At 32.6% G+C, this 14457-nt stretch carries 15 protein-coding genes; 8 read left to right on the forward strand and 7 right to left on the reverse strand.

Going from position 1 to position 14457, the window contains the following annotated elements:
* Positions 1-41 precede the first annotated feature (41 nt).
* Genes TX50_RS05105 through TX50_RS05115 form a run of 3 tightly spaced genes read right to left on the reverse strand, consistent with a single transcriptional unit; the run spans position 42 to position 3559 of the window.
* Entirely contained in the window at positions 42-998 is a 957-nt protein-coding gene (locus TX50_RS05105) for a kinase (protein WP_011132592.1), read from the reverse strand.
* Positions 995-1798, reverse strand: coding sequence for a mannosyl-3-phosphoglycerate phosphatase-related protein YedP (gene yedP, locus TX50_RS05110; RefSeq protein ID WP_011132593.1), 804 nt, complete (start codon positions 1796-1798; stop codon positions 995-997). Before yedP ends, TX50_RS05105 begins: the two co-directional genes overlap by 4 nt.
* Before the next feature lie 3 nt (positions 1799-1801).
* The gene (locus tag TX50_RS05115) at positions 1802-3559 is read right to left on the reverse strand and encodes a sugar phosphorylase (protein ID WP_011132594.1); all 1758 of its coding nucleotides are present in this window, start codon (positions 3557-3559) and stop codon (positions 1802-1804) included.
* Positions 3560-3609: 50 nt separating this feature from the next.
* Between TX50_RS05115 and TX50_RS05120 the strand changes: the two genes are divergently transcribed.
* A complete protein-coding gene (locus TX50_RS05120) occupies positions 3610-4836 on the forward strand; it encodes a glycosyl transferase (protein WP_011132595.1) in 1227 nt (408 codons plus the stop codon).
* Here TX50_RS05120 and ureC read toward each other — a convergent pair.
* The 4 genes from ureC to TX50_RS05140 are packed head-to-tail and all read right to left on the reverse strand — an operon-like array spanning position 4833 to position 8127.
* Positions 4833-6542, reverse strand: a complete 1710-nt coding sequence (ureC, locus tag TX50_RS05125; RefSeq protein ID WP_011132596.1) for an urease subunit alpha — start codon at positions 6540-6542, stop codon at positions 4833-4835. The genes TX50_RS05120 and ureC overlap by 4 nt on opposite strands.
* Positions 6543-6547: 5 nt before the next feature.
* Entirely contained in the window at positions 6548-6868 is a 321-nt protein-coding gene (locus tag TX50_RS05130) for an urease subunit beta (protein ID WP_011132597.1), read from the reverse strand.
* 2 nt (positions 6869-6870) lie between these two features.
* Complete coding sequence (locus TX50_RS05135; protein WP_011132598.1) at positions 6871-7173, reverse strand: urease subunit gamma; 303 nt, start codon at positions 7171-7173, stop codon at positions 6871-6873.
* Between the two features lie 60 nt (positions 7174-7233).
* Complete coding sequence (locus tag TX50_RS05140) at positions 7234-8127, reverse strand: urease accessory protein UreD (protein ID WP_011132599.1); 894 nt, start codon at positions 8125-8127, stop codon at positions 7234-7236.
* Positions 8128-8174: 47 nt separating this feature from the next.
* Between TX50_RS05140 and ureE the strand changes: the two genes are divergently transcribed.
* From ureE to urtD, 7 genes are all read left to right on the forward strand, one after another.
* Entirely contained in the window at positions 8175-8639 is a 465-nt protein-coding gene (gene ureE, locus TX50_RS05145) for an urease accessory protein UreE (RefSeq protein WP_011132600.1), read from the forward strand.
* Positions 8617-9303: an urease accessory protein UreF gene (locus TX50_RS05150; RefSeq protein ID WP_011132601.1), complete on the forward strand. Its 687-nt coding sequence runs from the start codon at positions 8617-8619 to the stop codon at positions 9301-9303. The genes ureE and TX50_RS05150 overlap by 23 nt, the downstream gene beginning before the upstream one ends.
* A 3-nt stretch (positions 9304-9306) precedes the next feature.
* Positions 9307-9912, forward strand: a complete 606-nt coding sequence (gene ureG, locus TX50_RS05155; protein WP_011132602.1) for an urease accessory protein UreG — start codon at positions 9307-9309, stop codon at positions 9910-9912.
* Between the two features lie 134 nt (positions 9913-10046).
* Positions 10047-11336, forward strand: a complete 1290-nt coding sequence (gene urtA, locus TX50_RS05160) for an urea ABC transporter substrate-binding protein (RefSeq protein ID WP_036930312.1) — start codon at positions 10047-10049, stop codon at positions 11334-11336.
* A gap of 81 nt (positions 11337-11417) precedes the next feature.
* Positions 11418-12572 carry an ABC transporter permease subunit gene (locus tag TX50_RS05165; protein WP_011132604.1) on the forward strand — a complete coding sequence of 385 codons (1155 nt, stop codon included), beginning with the start codon at positions 11418-11420 and terminating at the stop codon, positions 12570-12572.
* Entirely contained in the window at positions 12572-13708 is a 1137-nt protein-coding gene (gene urtC / locus TX50_RS05170; protein ID WP_011132605.1) for an urea ABC transporter permease subunit UrtC, read from the forward strand. The genes TX50_RS05165 and urtC overlap by 1 nt, the downstream gene beginning before the upstream one ends.
* Positions 13701-14456: an urea ABC transporter ATP-binding protein UrtD gene (gene urtD, locus TX50_RS05175; RefSeq protein WP_011132606.1), complete on the forward strand. Its 756-nt coding sequence runs from the start codon at positions 13701-13703 to the stop codon at positions 14454-14456. The genes urtC and urtD overlap by 8 nt, the downstream gene beginning before the upstream one ends.
* Position 14457 lies beyond the last annotated feature (1 nt).

The raw sequence follows: 14457 nt of genomic DNA on the forward strand, positions 1-14457 counted from the left end.
TAAAATGATTTAAAATGTATAAAAAGCAACTAAATAAAAAATTATTTAGAAATTTGTTGATTTAATCCTACCCTAACTAACTTTCTTTCTTGATTTATCATCAATAAAACATCCGAGTTGATATCGTCAAAACTTTTATGTGGTATTGAAACATTTAACATTCGAAGAAAATTACTCAAATTATCACCTTTAAGAGAACTTCCACTTTTAAAGTGCATACTTTTTTCTTGATTAGATTTCCATTCGTTCAAATATTCAAATTTCAAAGGTTTTAAATGCCAAATTTGATCAATCATATTCCAAATGTCTAAATATTGATCTAAATTATTTTGTATTTTATTTCTGTAAGAAGATTCAAAAACACTTAATGGAGGTGAAAATTTTTCAGAATTATCCAAATCTATAGATAAAGGTTTTACACCTAAAAACCATCCTTCAATTATCAGCAAATCAGGAGATTCTTCCCTCCAATGAGCTCTATCACCAAGACCTTTTCTTAATGATTTATCAAAAACAGGTACATTTAATTGCCCATCAGTTTTCCATTTAAGTAATTTCTCTTTCATTAAATCAATCGAGTGACTGCCAGGAAAACCTCGGGATACATTCCATGGATTATTTTTAATAGCAAATTCCATTTCTTCAGAAGGTAGATAAAAATCATCAATAGAAATAACAGATAACTTAAATTTTAATTTTAAAGATATACTTTCCAACCATTTACCTAAAGTAGTTTTCCCTGTACCAGGTAAAGCGGATATTCCAATAATTTTTCTATCGGGAGATTTTTTATTCAATTTATATGCTTGAGATAAAAGGGGTAAAGCCAATCCCCAAATCCAATCATCTTTTACATTATCATCCCAAAAATTATTAATTGAAAGCATCTCTTTCTTAAGATTCCAAAAAATAAACCATTCATCCAAAGAACTCCAGCCAATTTGAGAAATTAATTCTTCAAAATCATCCAATGGAAATTCAATATTTAAATCATTCATCGTTTATTTAATACTAAATTATTTATTAACTTATTTATTTCACTTTTCCAACCATAACCATTTGGATCAGTCGCTAAGGTAAAGCTATATTCGTTTAATTTCTCTATTAATTTTAAATTTGGTCCCCCAGGACCAGGAATTACAATTTTGTAATCTGAATTTAATAATAAAGGTAAATCATTAGGAGAATCTCCTAGACCAATAATTTTAATATTTGGATTATTTGAATAGTTCTTGAGTGCATTTATTGCTTTACCCTTGTTTGAATTAATTGACAACATATGGCTCATCCTGTTGCCTCTGAAAATTTCTACACCAAATCTTTTACAACAAATATTAATTTCTTCTTCTTTGTTTTCTGGAGGATTTAAGAATGGCATACTCCAGTGTCTATCTCTCATTAAATCAAGAGAGTGGCCTTTTAATCCAGTTAGTTCTGTTGCCTCTTGGTCGGAAATATTATTGAGTGGTTGTAAATTATAATTAATTTCATTAGAAATACTAATTAAAATATTTTCAAGTATTTCGTATTTTTCTCCAAGAATAATCTCCCCATTAACTCTCTTTAATGTTTCACCATGTATGGCCGCACCATTTTCAACAATATATGGATCAGTTAAATTAAGTTCCTTTCTAATAACCTTAACCTCAGCAGCGGTTTTACTGGTACATAATATTACTGGTATAGATAATTCCTGAAGTAATTTTATAGTTTCTTTTGCTGGAGTTAAATCATAAGAATGATCCATTAATGTTCCATCAACATCACTAACGACCCATAAGGAAGAAAAATCAATCATCAATCAAAAACCAAGCCAAATAACTTGAAAGGGATCAAGTTCAATATTATTAGAATTATATTTATTAGATGTAAGATAATCCTGCATATTTAAATCATTTTTAATCAATTTATTAAATTCATAATCAATAAACCTGTAATTAATTTTATTTTCGGTCATATTATGAATTGTGAAAACAGCTTTTGAACCAATACCTCTTTTTAATGCAACAATATCAGCTCTATTTTTAGATAAACATTCCATATGCGATTGAGGATGGAATTGGGGTAATTTGGCTCTAACATCCATTGCATGTCGGAGGTATTTAAGATTTTTATTAGCGTTAGATTCAGGATTATTAAAAACAGCTGCTAGTTTCTCTGACTTAAATTTTTCTCTATTCAAATCTCTTCTTTGACCTGTCATTGAAAAACTTTTTATATCATTTTCTGAAGCTAGCAATGCTGGTAGATAAAAAGCAGGAACGCCTTTTAGTGACATAACAAGTAATTGAGTTAACAAAAACCTTTCATATTGATAACGATTTGAATCCCTACCAGGATCTTCCATAGCGCTCCACCAACTAATATTTAGTTCATAAGGTTTATCTTCTCCGTTCGATAACCTTCTATGACTTACTAGACCCCCTCTTTTCTCACAATTAATCAATAAATCTTTAATTCTTTGTTCATTCATTAGACCCTCTAAAGCCCTTAATCCCACCCCATCATGAGAAGCAGTGAAATTAAATAGCGTTGTAGTTTTGGGTAACTCTGGCCAATCACAAATCCATGCATTTAAAATATCTGCTCTTGAACTAATTATTGCTTCTAAAAGAAGAGGTGGCAGAGGGAAATTATAAGCCATGTCCGCCTCATCTTCTGGTAATAAATAAGAGAGGTTTTCCTTCTGTGGAACATTAGTTTCAGTAATTAATACGCCATCCTTAAGAAGGTCATTTAAAAGTATTCTTAAAATTTTTACTATTGAATGTGCTTTTGATAAATGCAAACAAGTTGTACCAGGCTCCTTCCAAATAAAACCTACAGCGTCAAGTCTTAACCATTTAATACCATTTGATAAATAAGTAATAATCAAGTTAAGAAACTCTATTGTCATTTTGGGATTAAGCCAATTCAAATCAATTTGATCTGGACCAAAAGTTGTCCAAACTTGTTTTTGTCCATCGTCTGTATTTATTTGGGAGAATAAAGATGAACTTCTTGGTCTGATAACATTTTTCCAGTCAAGATCTTGTGAAGGAGAAAAGACATTAGATAATCCGGGTTCTTGACATTTAATAAATTGCTGAACCCATGGATGAGATGAAGAAACATGATTTAAAACTAAATCAGCCATTAAATAATGTTTATTAGAGATACTTTTTAAATCCTCCCAACTACCAAATTTTTCTTCTAAAGACGTATGACTTGACACAGCAAAACCACCATCACTAGTTGATTTAAGAAATGGAAGAATATGAACTACTTTTGATAAACTCCCAAAATTTTTACTTAGTAATTCTCGAAGCGTTACAAGTGTAGTTTCTCCTTTTTTATAAACCCCATCGGCATAGGTTATTAAAACAGCAAAAGATTCATCCCACTTTTTATCTTCACTTATTTCTTCATAACGAGATTTCTCTGAGAAATTATCTAAAATCTGCAATAATTGATTACAAATTAAGTTAAGCTCTTCAGTAGTATGCTCCTTATAAATTGTTTCTAGCAATTTACAAAGCCTTAATCTATCAAATTTTTTCTTTGAATCAATTTGCGTCACTTTGAAGAAATCATCGAAGTATTAACACTATTCTGCACATCAAATAGAAAATGGACTTTCAACAAGGATTAATCACAACAATACATGAATATGGTGTCACTAAGGATCTACTTAGAGAATTAAATAAACGTCTTAAGAAAAGATCTACAGCAATATTAATTCCGTGTCTATATGAAGAATTTGAACGCCCAGCGCTAAAAGACATTAAAGAAGTTTTAAAAAATCTTACCGGATTAAATGAATTAGTTATTGCTCTATCTGCAAAGACTGCAGATCAAGTAAAGTCTGCAAAGTCATTTTTTGATTCAATGCCATTCCCTGTTCATATTCAATGGACAAATTCTCCATCTGTAATTGAACTATTAAAAAATCAAGAAAAAAATGGATTAGAACTTCTTGGAACTCCAGGAAAAGGATGGGCCGTATGGCAAGGAATAGGGGTTGCTACAAGACAATCTGACGTAGTTGCTTTATTTGATGCAGACATAAGAACATTCACCCCTTTATATCCATCAAGAATGATTCTTCCCTTGTTAGATGAATCATATGGAATTTCCTATGTAAAAGCCTTCTACAGTCGATTATCCCTAGAAACAAATCAATTACAAGGAAGAGCAACGAGATTATTTGTAGGTCCTTTATTGGCAAGTTTGGAGCAGTTAGTTGGCAATGGACCATTTTTGCAGTATTTACAATCCTTTAGATATCCTCTAGCTGGTGAATTTGCATTTACAAAAGATTTAGCTATGAATTTAAGAATTCCATGTGATTGGGGATTAGAGATAGGTCTTCTATCAGAGGTTTATAGGAATGTCAGAACTTCAAAAATAGCTCAAGTAGACCTTGGATTATTTGATCATAAACATAAAACTATAGGATTATCTTCCAAGGAAGGTCTTCAAAAGATGTGCACAGAAATTCTATCTAGTGTCTTAAGAGGACTTATGGAACATCAAGCTCAGACTCTAACAAGCACTCAATTATCTACACTTGAAGTTCTTTATAAAAGAGTAGGAGAAGATAGAGTTAAACAATTTGGACTAGATTCTGCAGTTAATAAGCTTCCATATGACAGACATGAAGAGGAATTGTCTGTTCAAAAATTTGCAAAATTATTAAGACCTGCCACTCAAGGTTACTTAGCAAATCCAACAACTCAACAACTTCCTAGTTGGTCAAGAGTTCTTTCATGTGAGGATAAGCTTCAAGAAGATTTAGCAAATGCAGGATCTAAAGAAATAAATACAACTAAAAAAGAATTAATTAATAACTATTAAAGTAAAAAATATTTTTGAGCCATCGGTACTTCTTCAAGAGGTTCACAAGAAAGTAATACTCCATCAGCGAATACTTCATAAGTTTGTGGATCAACTGTGATATTTGGTAATTTATTATTCAATTTTAGATCTAATTTATTAATTGATCTTGTGTTTTCTACAGCCAAACAATTTTTTTGTAAAGAAAGTTTGTTAGGAATATCAAGCTCGATTGCATTTTTACTCAAAAAAGTAAACGAACTTTTTAAAAGTGATTGTCCATAATTCGCAAACATAGGTCTACCATGAACAGGTCCTGGCGTTGGAATTGAAGCATTTGCATCACCCATCTGAGACCAAACTATAGAACCTCCTTTGACAACTAGTTCTGGCTTAACACCAAAAAATGAAGGTTTCCACAAAACCAAATCTGCTATTTTACCCTTTTCTATAGAACCAACAAACCTATTAATTCCATGAGCAATAGCTGGATTAATAGTAACTTTAGAGATATATCTTTTAACTCTATAGTTATCATTTCTATCAGAATCTTCAGGTAAAGGACCTCTTTGCACTTTCATTTTATGCGCGGTTTGAAAAGTTCTTGTTATTACTTCTCCAACTCGTCCCATAGCTTGTGAATCACTTGCAATAATTGAAAAAGCTCCAATATCATGCAAAATATCCTCCGCAGCTATTGTCTCCCTCCTAATTCTTGACTCTGCAAATGCAATATCTTCTGGAATTTTTGAATCTAAATGATGACAAACCATTAACATGTCAAGATGTTCTTCAAGAGTATTTTTGGTGTAAGGCCTCGTGGGATTAGTACTACTTGGTAAGACATTATTTTCTCCACAAATTTTAATAATATCTGGAGCATGGCCACCCCCTGCTCCTTCGGTATGAAAAGTATGAATAGTTCTACCTGCAATGGCAGCTATAGTGTCTTCAACAAACCCTGCTTCATTCAAAGTATCAGTATGAATACATACTTGAACGTCTAGAGTATCTGCAACATTAAGACATGAATTTATCGTTGATGGGGTTGTACCCCAGTCTTCATGTAATTTTAAACCGCAGGCCCCAGCATTTACTTGTTCAAAAAGATTTGTCTCATTAGATGAATTTCCCTTCCCAAAAAAACCTAAATTAACAGGAAATGCTTCGGCAGATTGAATCATACGAGATATATGAAAAGCACCTGGAGTGCAGGTGGTAGCATTTGTTCCGGTAGCTGGCCCTGTTCCACCTCCTAACATAGTTGTCACGCCAGAAGCTAATGCAGTTTCTATTTGTTGAGGACAAATAAAATGTATATGTGTATCAATAGATCCTGCAGTAAGAATATGTCCTTCACCAGCTATTACTTCAGTAGAAGAGCCAATAATAATATTTATATTATCTTGTATATCTGGATTTCCAGCTTTACCAATTTCATAAATTTTTCCATCTTTCAATCCGACATCAGCTTTTACTATTCCCCACCAATCGACTATTAAGGCATTTGTTATTACTGTATCAACAGCTCCATCCTCTCTGGTTACTTGAGACTGGCCCATCCCATCTCTGATAACCTTACCCCCTCCAAATTTAACTTCATCTCCATAAGTTGTAAAATCCTTTTCTACTTCAATTATTAATTCTGTATCTGCAAGTCTTACTCTATCTCCCTTTGTAGGTCCATATGTTTGAGCATAAGTTTTTCGATTAATTTTATAGGACATAATATTTAAGAATCTAAAGGACCATTAATTAAAGCATTAAAACCGAAGGCATTTCTATAACCTGAATAAGGTATCAGTTTTACTTCTGTAGTATCTCCAGGTTCAAATCTAATAGCAGTTCCTGCAGGAATATCTAGACGCATACCAAGCGTAATTTCTCTTGTAAAAATTAAAGCTTTATTAGTTTCGAAAAAATGATAATGAGATCCAACTTGAATAGGTCTATCCCCAGTATTAGAAACAGTTAAAGTCTTCGCATTTTTACCAGAATTTAATTCAATATCACCATCTTCAGTAATTATTTCTCCTGGTATTAAATATTCCATAGTTAATTAATAGGATTGTGAATAGTTACCAATTTAGTACCATCTGGAAAGACAGCCTCAACTTGAACTTCATCGACCATTTCAGAGATGCCATCCATTACTTGTTTTTTACTAAGCCAAGTTGTCCCTTCAGACATTAATTGACTAACACTTTTGCCATCTCTTGCACCCTCTAAAACTTGAAAGCTTAAGAAAGCGACTGTTTCCGGATAATTAAGTTTTAGACCCCTATTAAGTCTTCTTTCAGCTAGTTGTGCAGCTGAAAAAATTAATAATTTATCTTTTTCTTGAGGTGAAAGATGCATAAATAAAAATTAATCTAAAAATTGTCTTTAAAAAAGTTCTAAATGAACATAATTAGTAATTTAAAGATCTTGCAAAGGCCATACACCTTGATATTCTGGCTTACAAAACCCACAAACAGTTCTTATTTGTGTCCAAATAGAAAAAAAACATTTTCTTGCATCTTGTGATGAAGTACCTAAGAATCTTATTGATAATCCATTTTCTAAAGTTCCTAAAGACAAATAATTATTATTTTCTTTAAAAATTATTTTTATTTTTTCTTTTAAGTAACTTATTTTTGTTATGGGAAATTCTTTTTCACATATCCAAATTAAAGAACCAAAAACTGGCTTAAAATCCATTCCACTTTTAGCTTCAAAACTAAATTTAGTTAATTCAATTTGATCTACAAATTCCCAATCATCACATAAATTTCCATTCCTCATAATCTCTAATTTTGATCTAAAAACGCCGCTCTCAATTGATTCGCCTGCAGAAGATCTTCCAAGTCTTATTAAATCTGTAAATAAAAAACTAGAGTTATCCGAAATCTTTATATTAAATTCCTGAGAATATAATCCGTTTGCAAAAACAATGGTTTCTTGTGGGAGGTACTCTAAATGAGAATTATCAAGAATACTTATCTTTGTTTTCTGCGAGGAAAAAGTCCCTTCAGGATTAATTTTTGATCTACCAACTGATCCATATACTTTCTGAGCTGAAGAGGTGGTTAGTAAAACTTTCGAATTAATTCCGATATTTGCTTCAAATTCAAGCAAATCCCCACCGACAAGTCCTCCTGCAGTATGAAGTATAGGTAAAATACATCTGCCCTCTTGGTCATAACTGCATTTTAGTAATTTATAGGGAGATGTAAATTTAGATTTAAAGATTGTTTTATCGTCTTTCCCAGAACTTGATTTATTATTAAAAAAATTTAAGAAACAATTACCTTCCCAAGAAGATTTAGCCATAATTGTTTTCTTGATTACTCTATTTAAGTTACTAAAAATATTTTGTTATGAGCAATAAAAAAGAAATTGTTGTAACTGATTGGATTAAGCAAAATTGCCATGAGGGTAATTTTTTAAACCTTACACTAAGTTCTGATCAAAGAAGAGTCTTCAGGGGAAAAAGAAAATCAGATTGTAATCAAGAACTTCAATTACAATTACCAAGAGAGGGGAAATTGAATGATGGTGATATCCTTCTAACAAATCAAAAAAAACTCTTTGTACAAATCATTGCGCAAAAAGAAAATTTAATAAAAATTACTGCTAAAACGAGCATAGAGCTTATAAAAGTTGCTTATCACCTTGGAAATAGACATGTGGAAATTGAGATTAATGAAAATATCTTATTTACTAAAAGTGATTACATAATTGAGGAATTGCTTAGGAACTTTGATGTTGTTTACTCAAAAGTTGAAAAAAAGTTTTTTCCAGAAATAGGAGCTTTTCATCATGAAAAAAAATCACTTAGTTAAGTATTTATTAATTAGTCCAAGTTTACCTGTAGGAGGTTTTTGTTATTCTGAGGGATTAGAGAGTTATTTGAAAATTAAGAATTTAGAAGAACCAGACCACATAAGGAATTTAATAACAAATGAATTAAAAATTGGGCAAATTAGAATTGAAGCAAAATGTTTAATAGAATTTTTTGATATTTTTGTAGAATTAAAAATTGCTAATAATATAAATAAAAACAGAAGAAGATTATTGAGTTTAGATAAATGGCTATTGTCTTTTAGAGATACTGTTGAGATAAGAGATCAACAAACTCAAATGGCTAAATCACTTTTTGAATTGACTAAAGAATTTGGATTTGAATATTTATATGAAAAAAATAAAAATATCTCTTGGTCTTTGGCATGGAGTTGGGCTTGCTTCTCTTTTCAAATAAATAAATTAGAAATGATCGAAAATTTTATATATGCATGGACTGCGAATCAACTTAGTGCTGCAATAAGACTTATACCCATGGGTTCAATAAAAGCACAAACTATTCAACTTGAGTTGTTGGATTTAATCTCAGAAGTTTCCCAAGAAATTGTAGACAGTAATATCAATGATCTTTATGTTGGGAATATAAGCTTATCTATGGCTCAACAAAACCATAATGATTTATATACAAAACTTTTTAGAAATTAATTTATGAGCAGCAAATTAAGAGTAGGAGTTGCGGGCCCAGTAGGCTCAGGGAAAACAGCATTAGTTGAAACTTTATGCATAGCTCTTAAAAAGAGATATAAAATAGCTGTTGTTACTAATGACATTTATACAAAAGAGGATGCTAATTTTCTCATAAAGAAAAAGATTTTAGAGGAAGGGAGGATTGTTGGAGTAGAAACTGGTGGTTGTCCTCATACTGCAATAAGAGAAGATTGTTCACTTAATAAAAATGCAGTAATGGATCTTGAAAACAAATATGATCCATTGGATTTTATTTTTGTTGAAAGTGGAGGAGATAATCTTGCGGCAAGTTTTAGTCCAGAACTTGTAGATTTATCTATTTACGTGATTGATGTATCGGCTGGGGATAAAATTCCGAGGAAAGGAGGTCCAGGCATTACAAGATCTGATTTGTTATTAATCAACAAAATTGATTTAGCTGATATGGTTGGTGCAAATTTAAATATTATGCAAAACGATACAAATATGATGAGAGATGGTAAACCATGGTTTTTCACAAATCTTAGTTCCGGCAGTGGTGTTGATAACGTTATTAAGTATCTAGTCGCTCAAATACCAAACATTTAAAGTCAAAAAAATAATCAGACGTTTTATATTGGATTCAACAAAATGTTACCTATGCTACAAAACTAAATCCCACTCGTTTATAACTTTTACTTTATCCCCCCAATGTGGGTCAATTACCTAATTTAAACGAATTCATGAGAATTTCAAGGCGTATTTTGGCAGGTTTAGCTACTGCCTCTCTTGCCGTTTCAGTTACTTCCTGCGGAGGAGGTTCAGACACTTCCGGAAGTTTCGATGACACAGTAACTGTTGGTATCTTACATTCCCTTTCAGGAACAATGGCCATATCTGAATCAACTCTTGTTGATACCGAAAAAATGGCAATAGCAGAAATAAACGCAGCCGGCGGAGTAACCGTTGGTGGAAAAAGCTACAAAATCGATTACATCGTTGAAGATGGTGCTTCCGACTGGCCAACATTTGCTGAGAAGTCTAAAAAATTAATCGACCAGGATGGTGTTCCAGTTGTATTTGGTGGATGGACATCTGCTAGTAGAAAGGCAATGCTTCCTGTGTATGAATCAAAAGATGCATTCCTTTACTACCCAATTCAGTATGAAGCTCAGGAATGTTCAAACAATATTTTCTACACAGGTGCTTCACCAAACCAACAATCAGAACCAGCTACTGATTTTATGTATAAGAGATCTCCTGCCGCTGGAAAGCCATTTTTCCTAGTTGGTTCAGACTATGTTTTCCCAAGGACATCAAATACAATTACCAAAGAACAACTTAAATCACTTGGTGGAAAGGTTGTAGGTGAAGATTATTTACCTCTAGGTAATACTGAGGTTGCTCCTATTATTTCCAAGATCAAAAAAGCATTAGCACCATCTGGTGGTGGAGTAATTATCAACACACTTAATGGTGACCAAAACGTTGCTTTCTTTAAACAGATTCAGGATGCTGGGATTACTCCAAGTAATGGATATTATGTAATGAACTACTCTATTGCAGAGGAAGAAATTAGTACTATTGGGCCTGAATTCTTAGAAGGCCATTATGGTGCTTGGAACTACATGATGTCTATCGACACACCTGAATCCAAGAAATTTGCAGCTGATTTTAAAGCTCTATATGGAAGTGACAGAGTAGTTGCCGATCCACAGGAATCTGCTTACAACATGGTTTATTTATGGAAACAAGCAGTTGAAGATGCAGGCACATTTGAGAACAGTGCTGTTAGAGAAGCTCTAGTAGGACAAACATTCGATGCTCCTCAAGGACCAGTTGAGGTTATGCCTAACCATCACCTTGCTCAAACAGTAAGAATTGGTTTAATCAAGCCAGAAGGTGGATTTGAGATTCTTGAAGAAACTGATGGAGTTGTATACCCACAAGCATGGAACCAATTTGAACCTAGTTCAAAAGGTTATGCATGTGACTGGACAGACCCATCTAAAGGAGAAAGATATAAGCTTTAATTTCAAAGCTTACTTCTAAAGAGAAGAGGAGGCTTAATGCCTCCTCTTCTTATATCCACTTAAATTTTCTTCTTATTAAAATTGGAATTGCTTCTTGATAGTTTATTCAACGGTATAGCGATCGGATCAGTTTTACTAGTAGCAGCTTTGGGCTTAGCTATTGTATTTGGTTTGATGGGTGTAATCAATCTTGCACATGGTGAACTAATGATGCTAGGTGCTTACACAACATATGTAACTCAATTAATTTTCAAACTCCCACTATTAAAACCCTATTACAACGCTTACGTTATAGTTTCTATATTTTTTGCATTTATTGTCAGTGGAGTAGTAGGAATACTTTTAGAAAAAACTGTAATTAGAAAGTTATACGGAAGTCCATTAGAAACTTTACTTGCAACATGGGGAGTAAGCCTTATTCTTCAACAGTTTGTCCGCAGTGTTCCTTTAGCTTATGGGACAGGACTAGTAATAAGTCTCATAATAGGTTTATTTCTACCATCAGTATTTTCATCAAAAGTAAAAGAGTCTATAAATTTTAAATATGTAAAATTTAGTTCATGGATATTTGCAGCTTTAGCGGGAGTTCTCTCCGGTAATTTAATTTCATCTTCAGTTAGCAAATTAAGTCGAGCTAGTGCAAGAAATGTGGATGTCACGGCTCCAGCTTGGATGAGGGGTCAGGTTGAAATCCTTGGAACAGCTTTCCCAAAAACAAGATTAATGATAATAATAATTACTTTAATATCTGTGATTGCAATAACTTTATTTTTGAATCAAAGTGCTTGGGGTATGAGGATAAGAGCAGTAACTCAAAATAGAGAAATGAGTGACTGTCTTGGAATTTCAACAGAAAAAGTTGATGTTCTTACTTTTGGAATTGGTTCTGGATTGGCAGGTGTAGCAGGAGTTGCTGTATCTCTTTTGGGATCGGTTGGGCCTAATGTTGGAGGAAATTATATAGTTGGGTGTTTTATGGTTGTAGTTTTAGGAGGTGTAGGGAACCTATTGGGTACAATTTTTGCCTCTTTTGGAATAGGAATAATGACTGATTTAATTGGAGCTGGTCGCCTTTTATCAATATGGCCTGATATGCCTCTACCACTATCAAATACAATTAATTTCTTTGCAACTACCAGTATGGCTAGAGTTATGATTTTTGCGTTAATAGTAATATTCCTGCAATTCAAACCTACTGGTTTATTCCCCCAGAAAGGAAGGATGGTTGAGAGTTAATGGAATTTAAAAACTTAAAACTAAGCAAAAAAACAACTTTTGTTATTTGGGTGCTCATTATTGCTTTTATTATCGCAGCTCCATCAATTCTTCCTGTTTTCAGATTGAACCTTCTTGGTAGATATTTATCATTAGCTATTGTTGCTTTGGGTGTAGATCTAATTTGGGGATTTACTGGTTTATTAAGTCTTGGTCAAGGTATATTTTTTGCTCTTGGGGGTTACTGTGCAGCAATGTATCTACAGATAACAAGCTCTTCTGAATTTCCAAATAATATTCCAGAATTCTTTGGACTTTATGGCGTAGATAATTTACCATTTTTCTGGGAACCATTTAGATCTCCAATCTTTAGTTTATTTGCAATTTGGGTGATACCTGCATTAGTTGCAGGAATACTTGGATTTCTTGTTTTTAGAAACAGAATAAAAGGTGTGTATTTTTCAATACTTACCCAAGCTGCTCTTTTAGTATTCTTTAATTTCTTTAATGGACAACAAAAACTTATTAATGGTACTAACGGATTAAAAACTGATGTAACTCAACTTTTTGGACAAATGGTTGGTTCAGAATCAATCCAAAGAATGTTTTTTTGGTTTACAGCCTTATTAGTTATTGCGGCATGGTTTTTTTCAAAATGGGTAGTAAAAGGAAGATTTGGGAATATTCTTATAGGGATCAGAGATGACGAACCAAGAGTAAGATTCACAGGTTATAATCCTGTCTTATTTAAAACAATAATATTTTCTATAGCAGGAGGTTTAGCAGGAATATCGGGTGCTTTGTACACGGTTCAATCAGGAATAGTATCCCCTCAATTTATGACAGTTCCATTTTCAATAGAAATGGTTATTTGGGTTGCAGTGGGAGGAAGAGGGACTTTATTGGGAGCAATACTTGGAGCAGTCTTAATAAATTATGCAAAAAGTTTAGTAAGTGAAGCTTTACCGGCAAGCTGGATGTTTATTCAGGGTGGATTATTTATTCTAGTAGTTACAGCATTACCAGAAGGTGTTTTAGGATGGGTACAAGGAGAGGGACCAAGGAATCTGCTTCAAAAACTTGGTCTGAAAAGGAAAATCGAAACATACCCAAGTCTAGAAATAAAAAATGAAACGGAGGGATTAAAAAATGAATAAGAATACTAATTCTTTATTAAGCCTAGAAAATATAAGTGTAAGTTTTGAAGGATTTCTAGCATTAAATGATCTAAACCTTAGCTTAAAAACAGGAGAATTAAGAGCTGTAATTGGTCCAAATGGGGCGGGGAAAACAACATTTCTAGATGTAATAACAGGTAAAGTAAAACCTACTAAAGGTGATGTTTTTTTTAAAGGAAAATCATTAATAGGAAGAAAAGAACATAAAATTGCACGTTTAGGTGTAGGAAGAAAATTTCAAAGCCCAAGAGTATTTGAAAATCTAACTGTTAAAGAAAATCTTGAGATATCAGTAAGTACTCCTAAAAGTCCTTTAAATCTAATTAATAAAAAAATTAAAAATGATCAATTAGATGAAATAGAACATTTAATGAAAGTCATAAATTTATCAAAAAAAATCAATTCAAAAGCCGGTGCATTATCACATGGTCAAAAACAATGGTTAGAAATAGCAATGTTACTAGGTCAAAAACCGGATTTAATGCTGGTTGATGAACCTGTGGCAGGGCTTACAGATGAAGAAACTGATTTGACAGCAGATTTATTAAAATCATTATCTGGAGAAAATACTGTTGTTGTTATAGATCACGATATGGAATTCATAAGAAGACTTGATAGTAATGTTTCAGTTCTCAATCAAGGAACAGTATTATGTGAAGGTACAATGGATACTATTCAAAATGACAAAAGGGTAATTGATGTTTATTTAGGAAGACCGGAGGAATAAC

This window comes from Prochlorococcus marinus subsp. pastoris str. CCMP1986 (assembly GCF_000011465.1).
In the GTDB taxonomy this organism is placed as follows: domain Bacteria; phylum Cyanobacteriota; class Cyanobacteriia; order PCC-6307; family Cyanobiaceae; genus Prochlorococcus_A; species Prochlorococcus_A pastoris.

Bases quoted from the DNA above. Each gene is read 5' to 3' on its own strand.
- TX50_RS05105 (WP_011132592.1), bottom strand. From the start codon at position 998: ATGAATGATTTAAATATTGAATTTCCATTGGATGATTTTGAAGAATTA.
- yedP (WP_011132593.1), bottom strand. From the start codon at position 1,798: ATGATTGATTTTTCTTCCTTATGGGTCGTTAGTGATGTTGATGGAACA.
- TX50_RS05120 (WP_011132595.1), top strand. From the start codon at position 3,610: ATGGACTTTCAACAAGGATTAATCACAACAATACATGAATATGGTGTC.
- ureC (WP_011132596.1), bottom strand. From the start codon at position 6,542: ATGTCCTATAAAATTAATCGAAAAACTTATGCTCAAACATATGGACCT.
- TX50_RS05130 (WP_011132597.1), bottom strand. From the start codon at position 6,868: ATGGAATATTTAATACCAGGAGAAATAATTACTGAAGATGGTGATATT.
- TX50_RS05135 (WP_011132598.1), bottom strand. From the start codon at position 7,173: ATGCATCTTTCACCTCAAGAAAAAGATAAATTATTAATTTTTTCAGCT.
- TX50_RS05140 (WP_011132599.1), bottom strand. From the start codon at position 8,127: ATGGCTAAATCTTCTTGGGAAGGTAATTGTTTCTTAAATTTTTTTAAT.
- ureE (WP_011132600.1), top strand. From the start codon at position 8,175: ATGAGCAATAAAAAAGAAATTGTTGTAACTGATTGGATTAAGCAAAAT.
- TX50_RS05150 (WP_011132601.1), top strand. From the start codon at position 8,617: ATGAAAAAAAATCACTTAGTTAAGTATTTATTAATTAGTCCAAGTTTA.
- ureG (WP_011132602.1), top strand. From the start codon at position 9,307: ATGAGCAGCAAATTAAGAGTAGGAGTTGCGGGCCCAGTAGGCTCAGGG.
- urtA (WP_036930312.1), top strand. From the start codon at position 10,047: ATGAGAATTTCAAGGCGTATTTTGGCAGGTTTAGCTACTGCCTCTCTT.
- urtC (WP_011132605.1), top strand. From the start codon at position 12,572: ATGGAATTTAAAAACTTAAAACTAAGCAAAAAAACAACTTTTGTTATT.
- urtD (WP_011132606.1), top strand. From the start codon at position 13,701: ATGAATAAGAATACTAATTCTTTATTAAGCCTAGAAAATATAAGTGTA.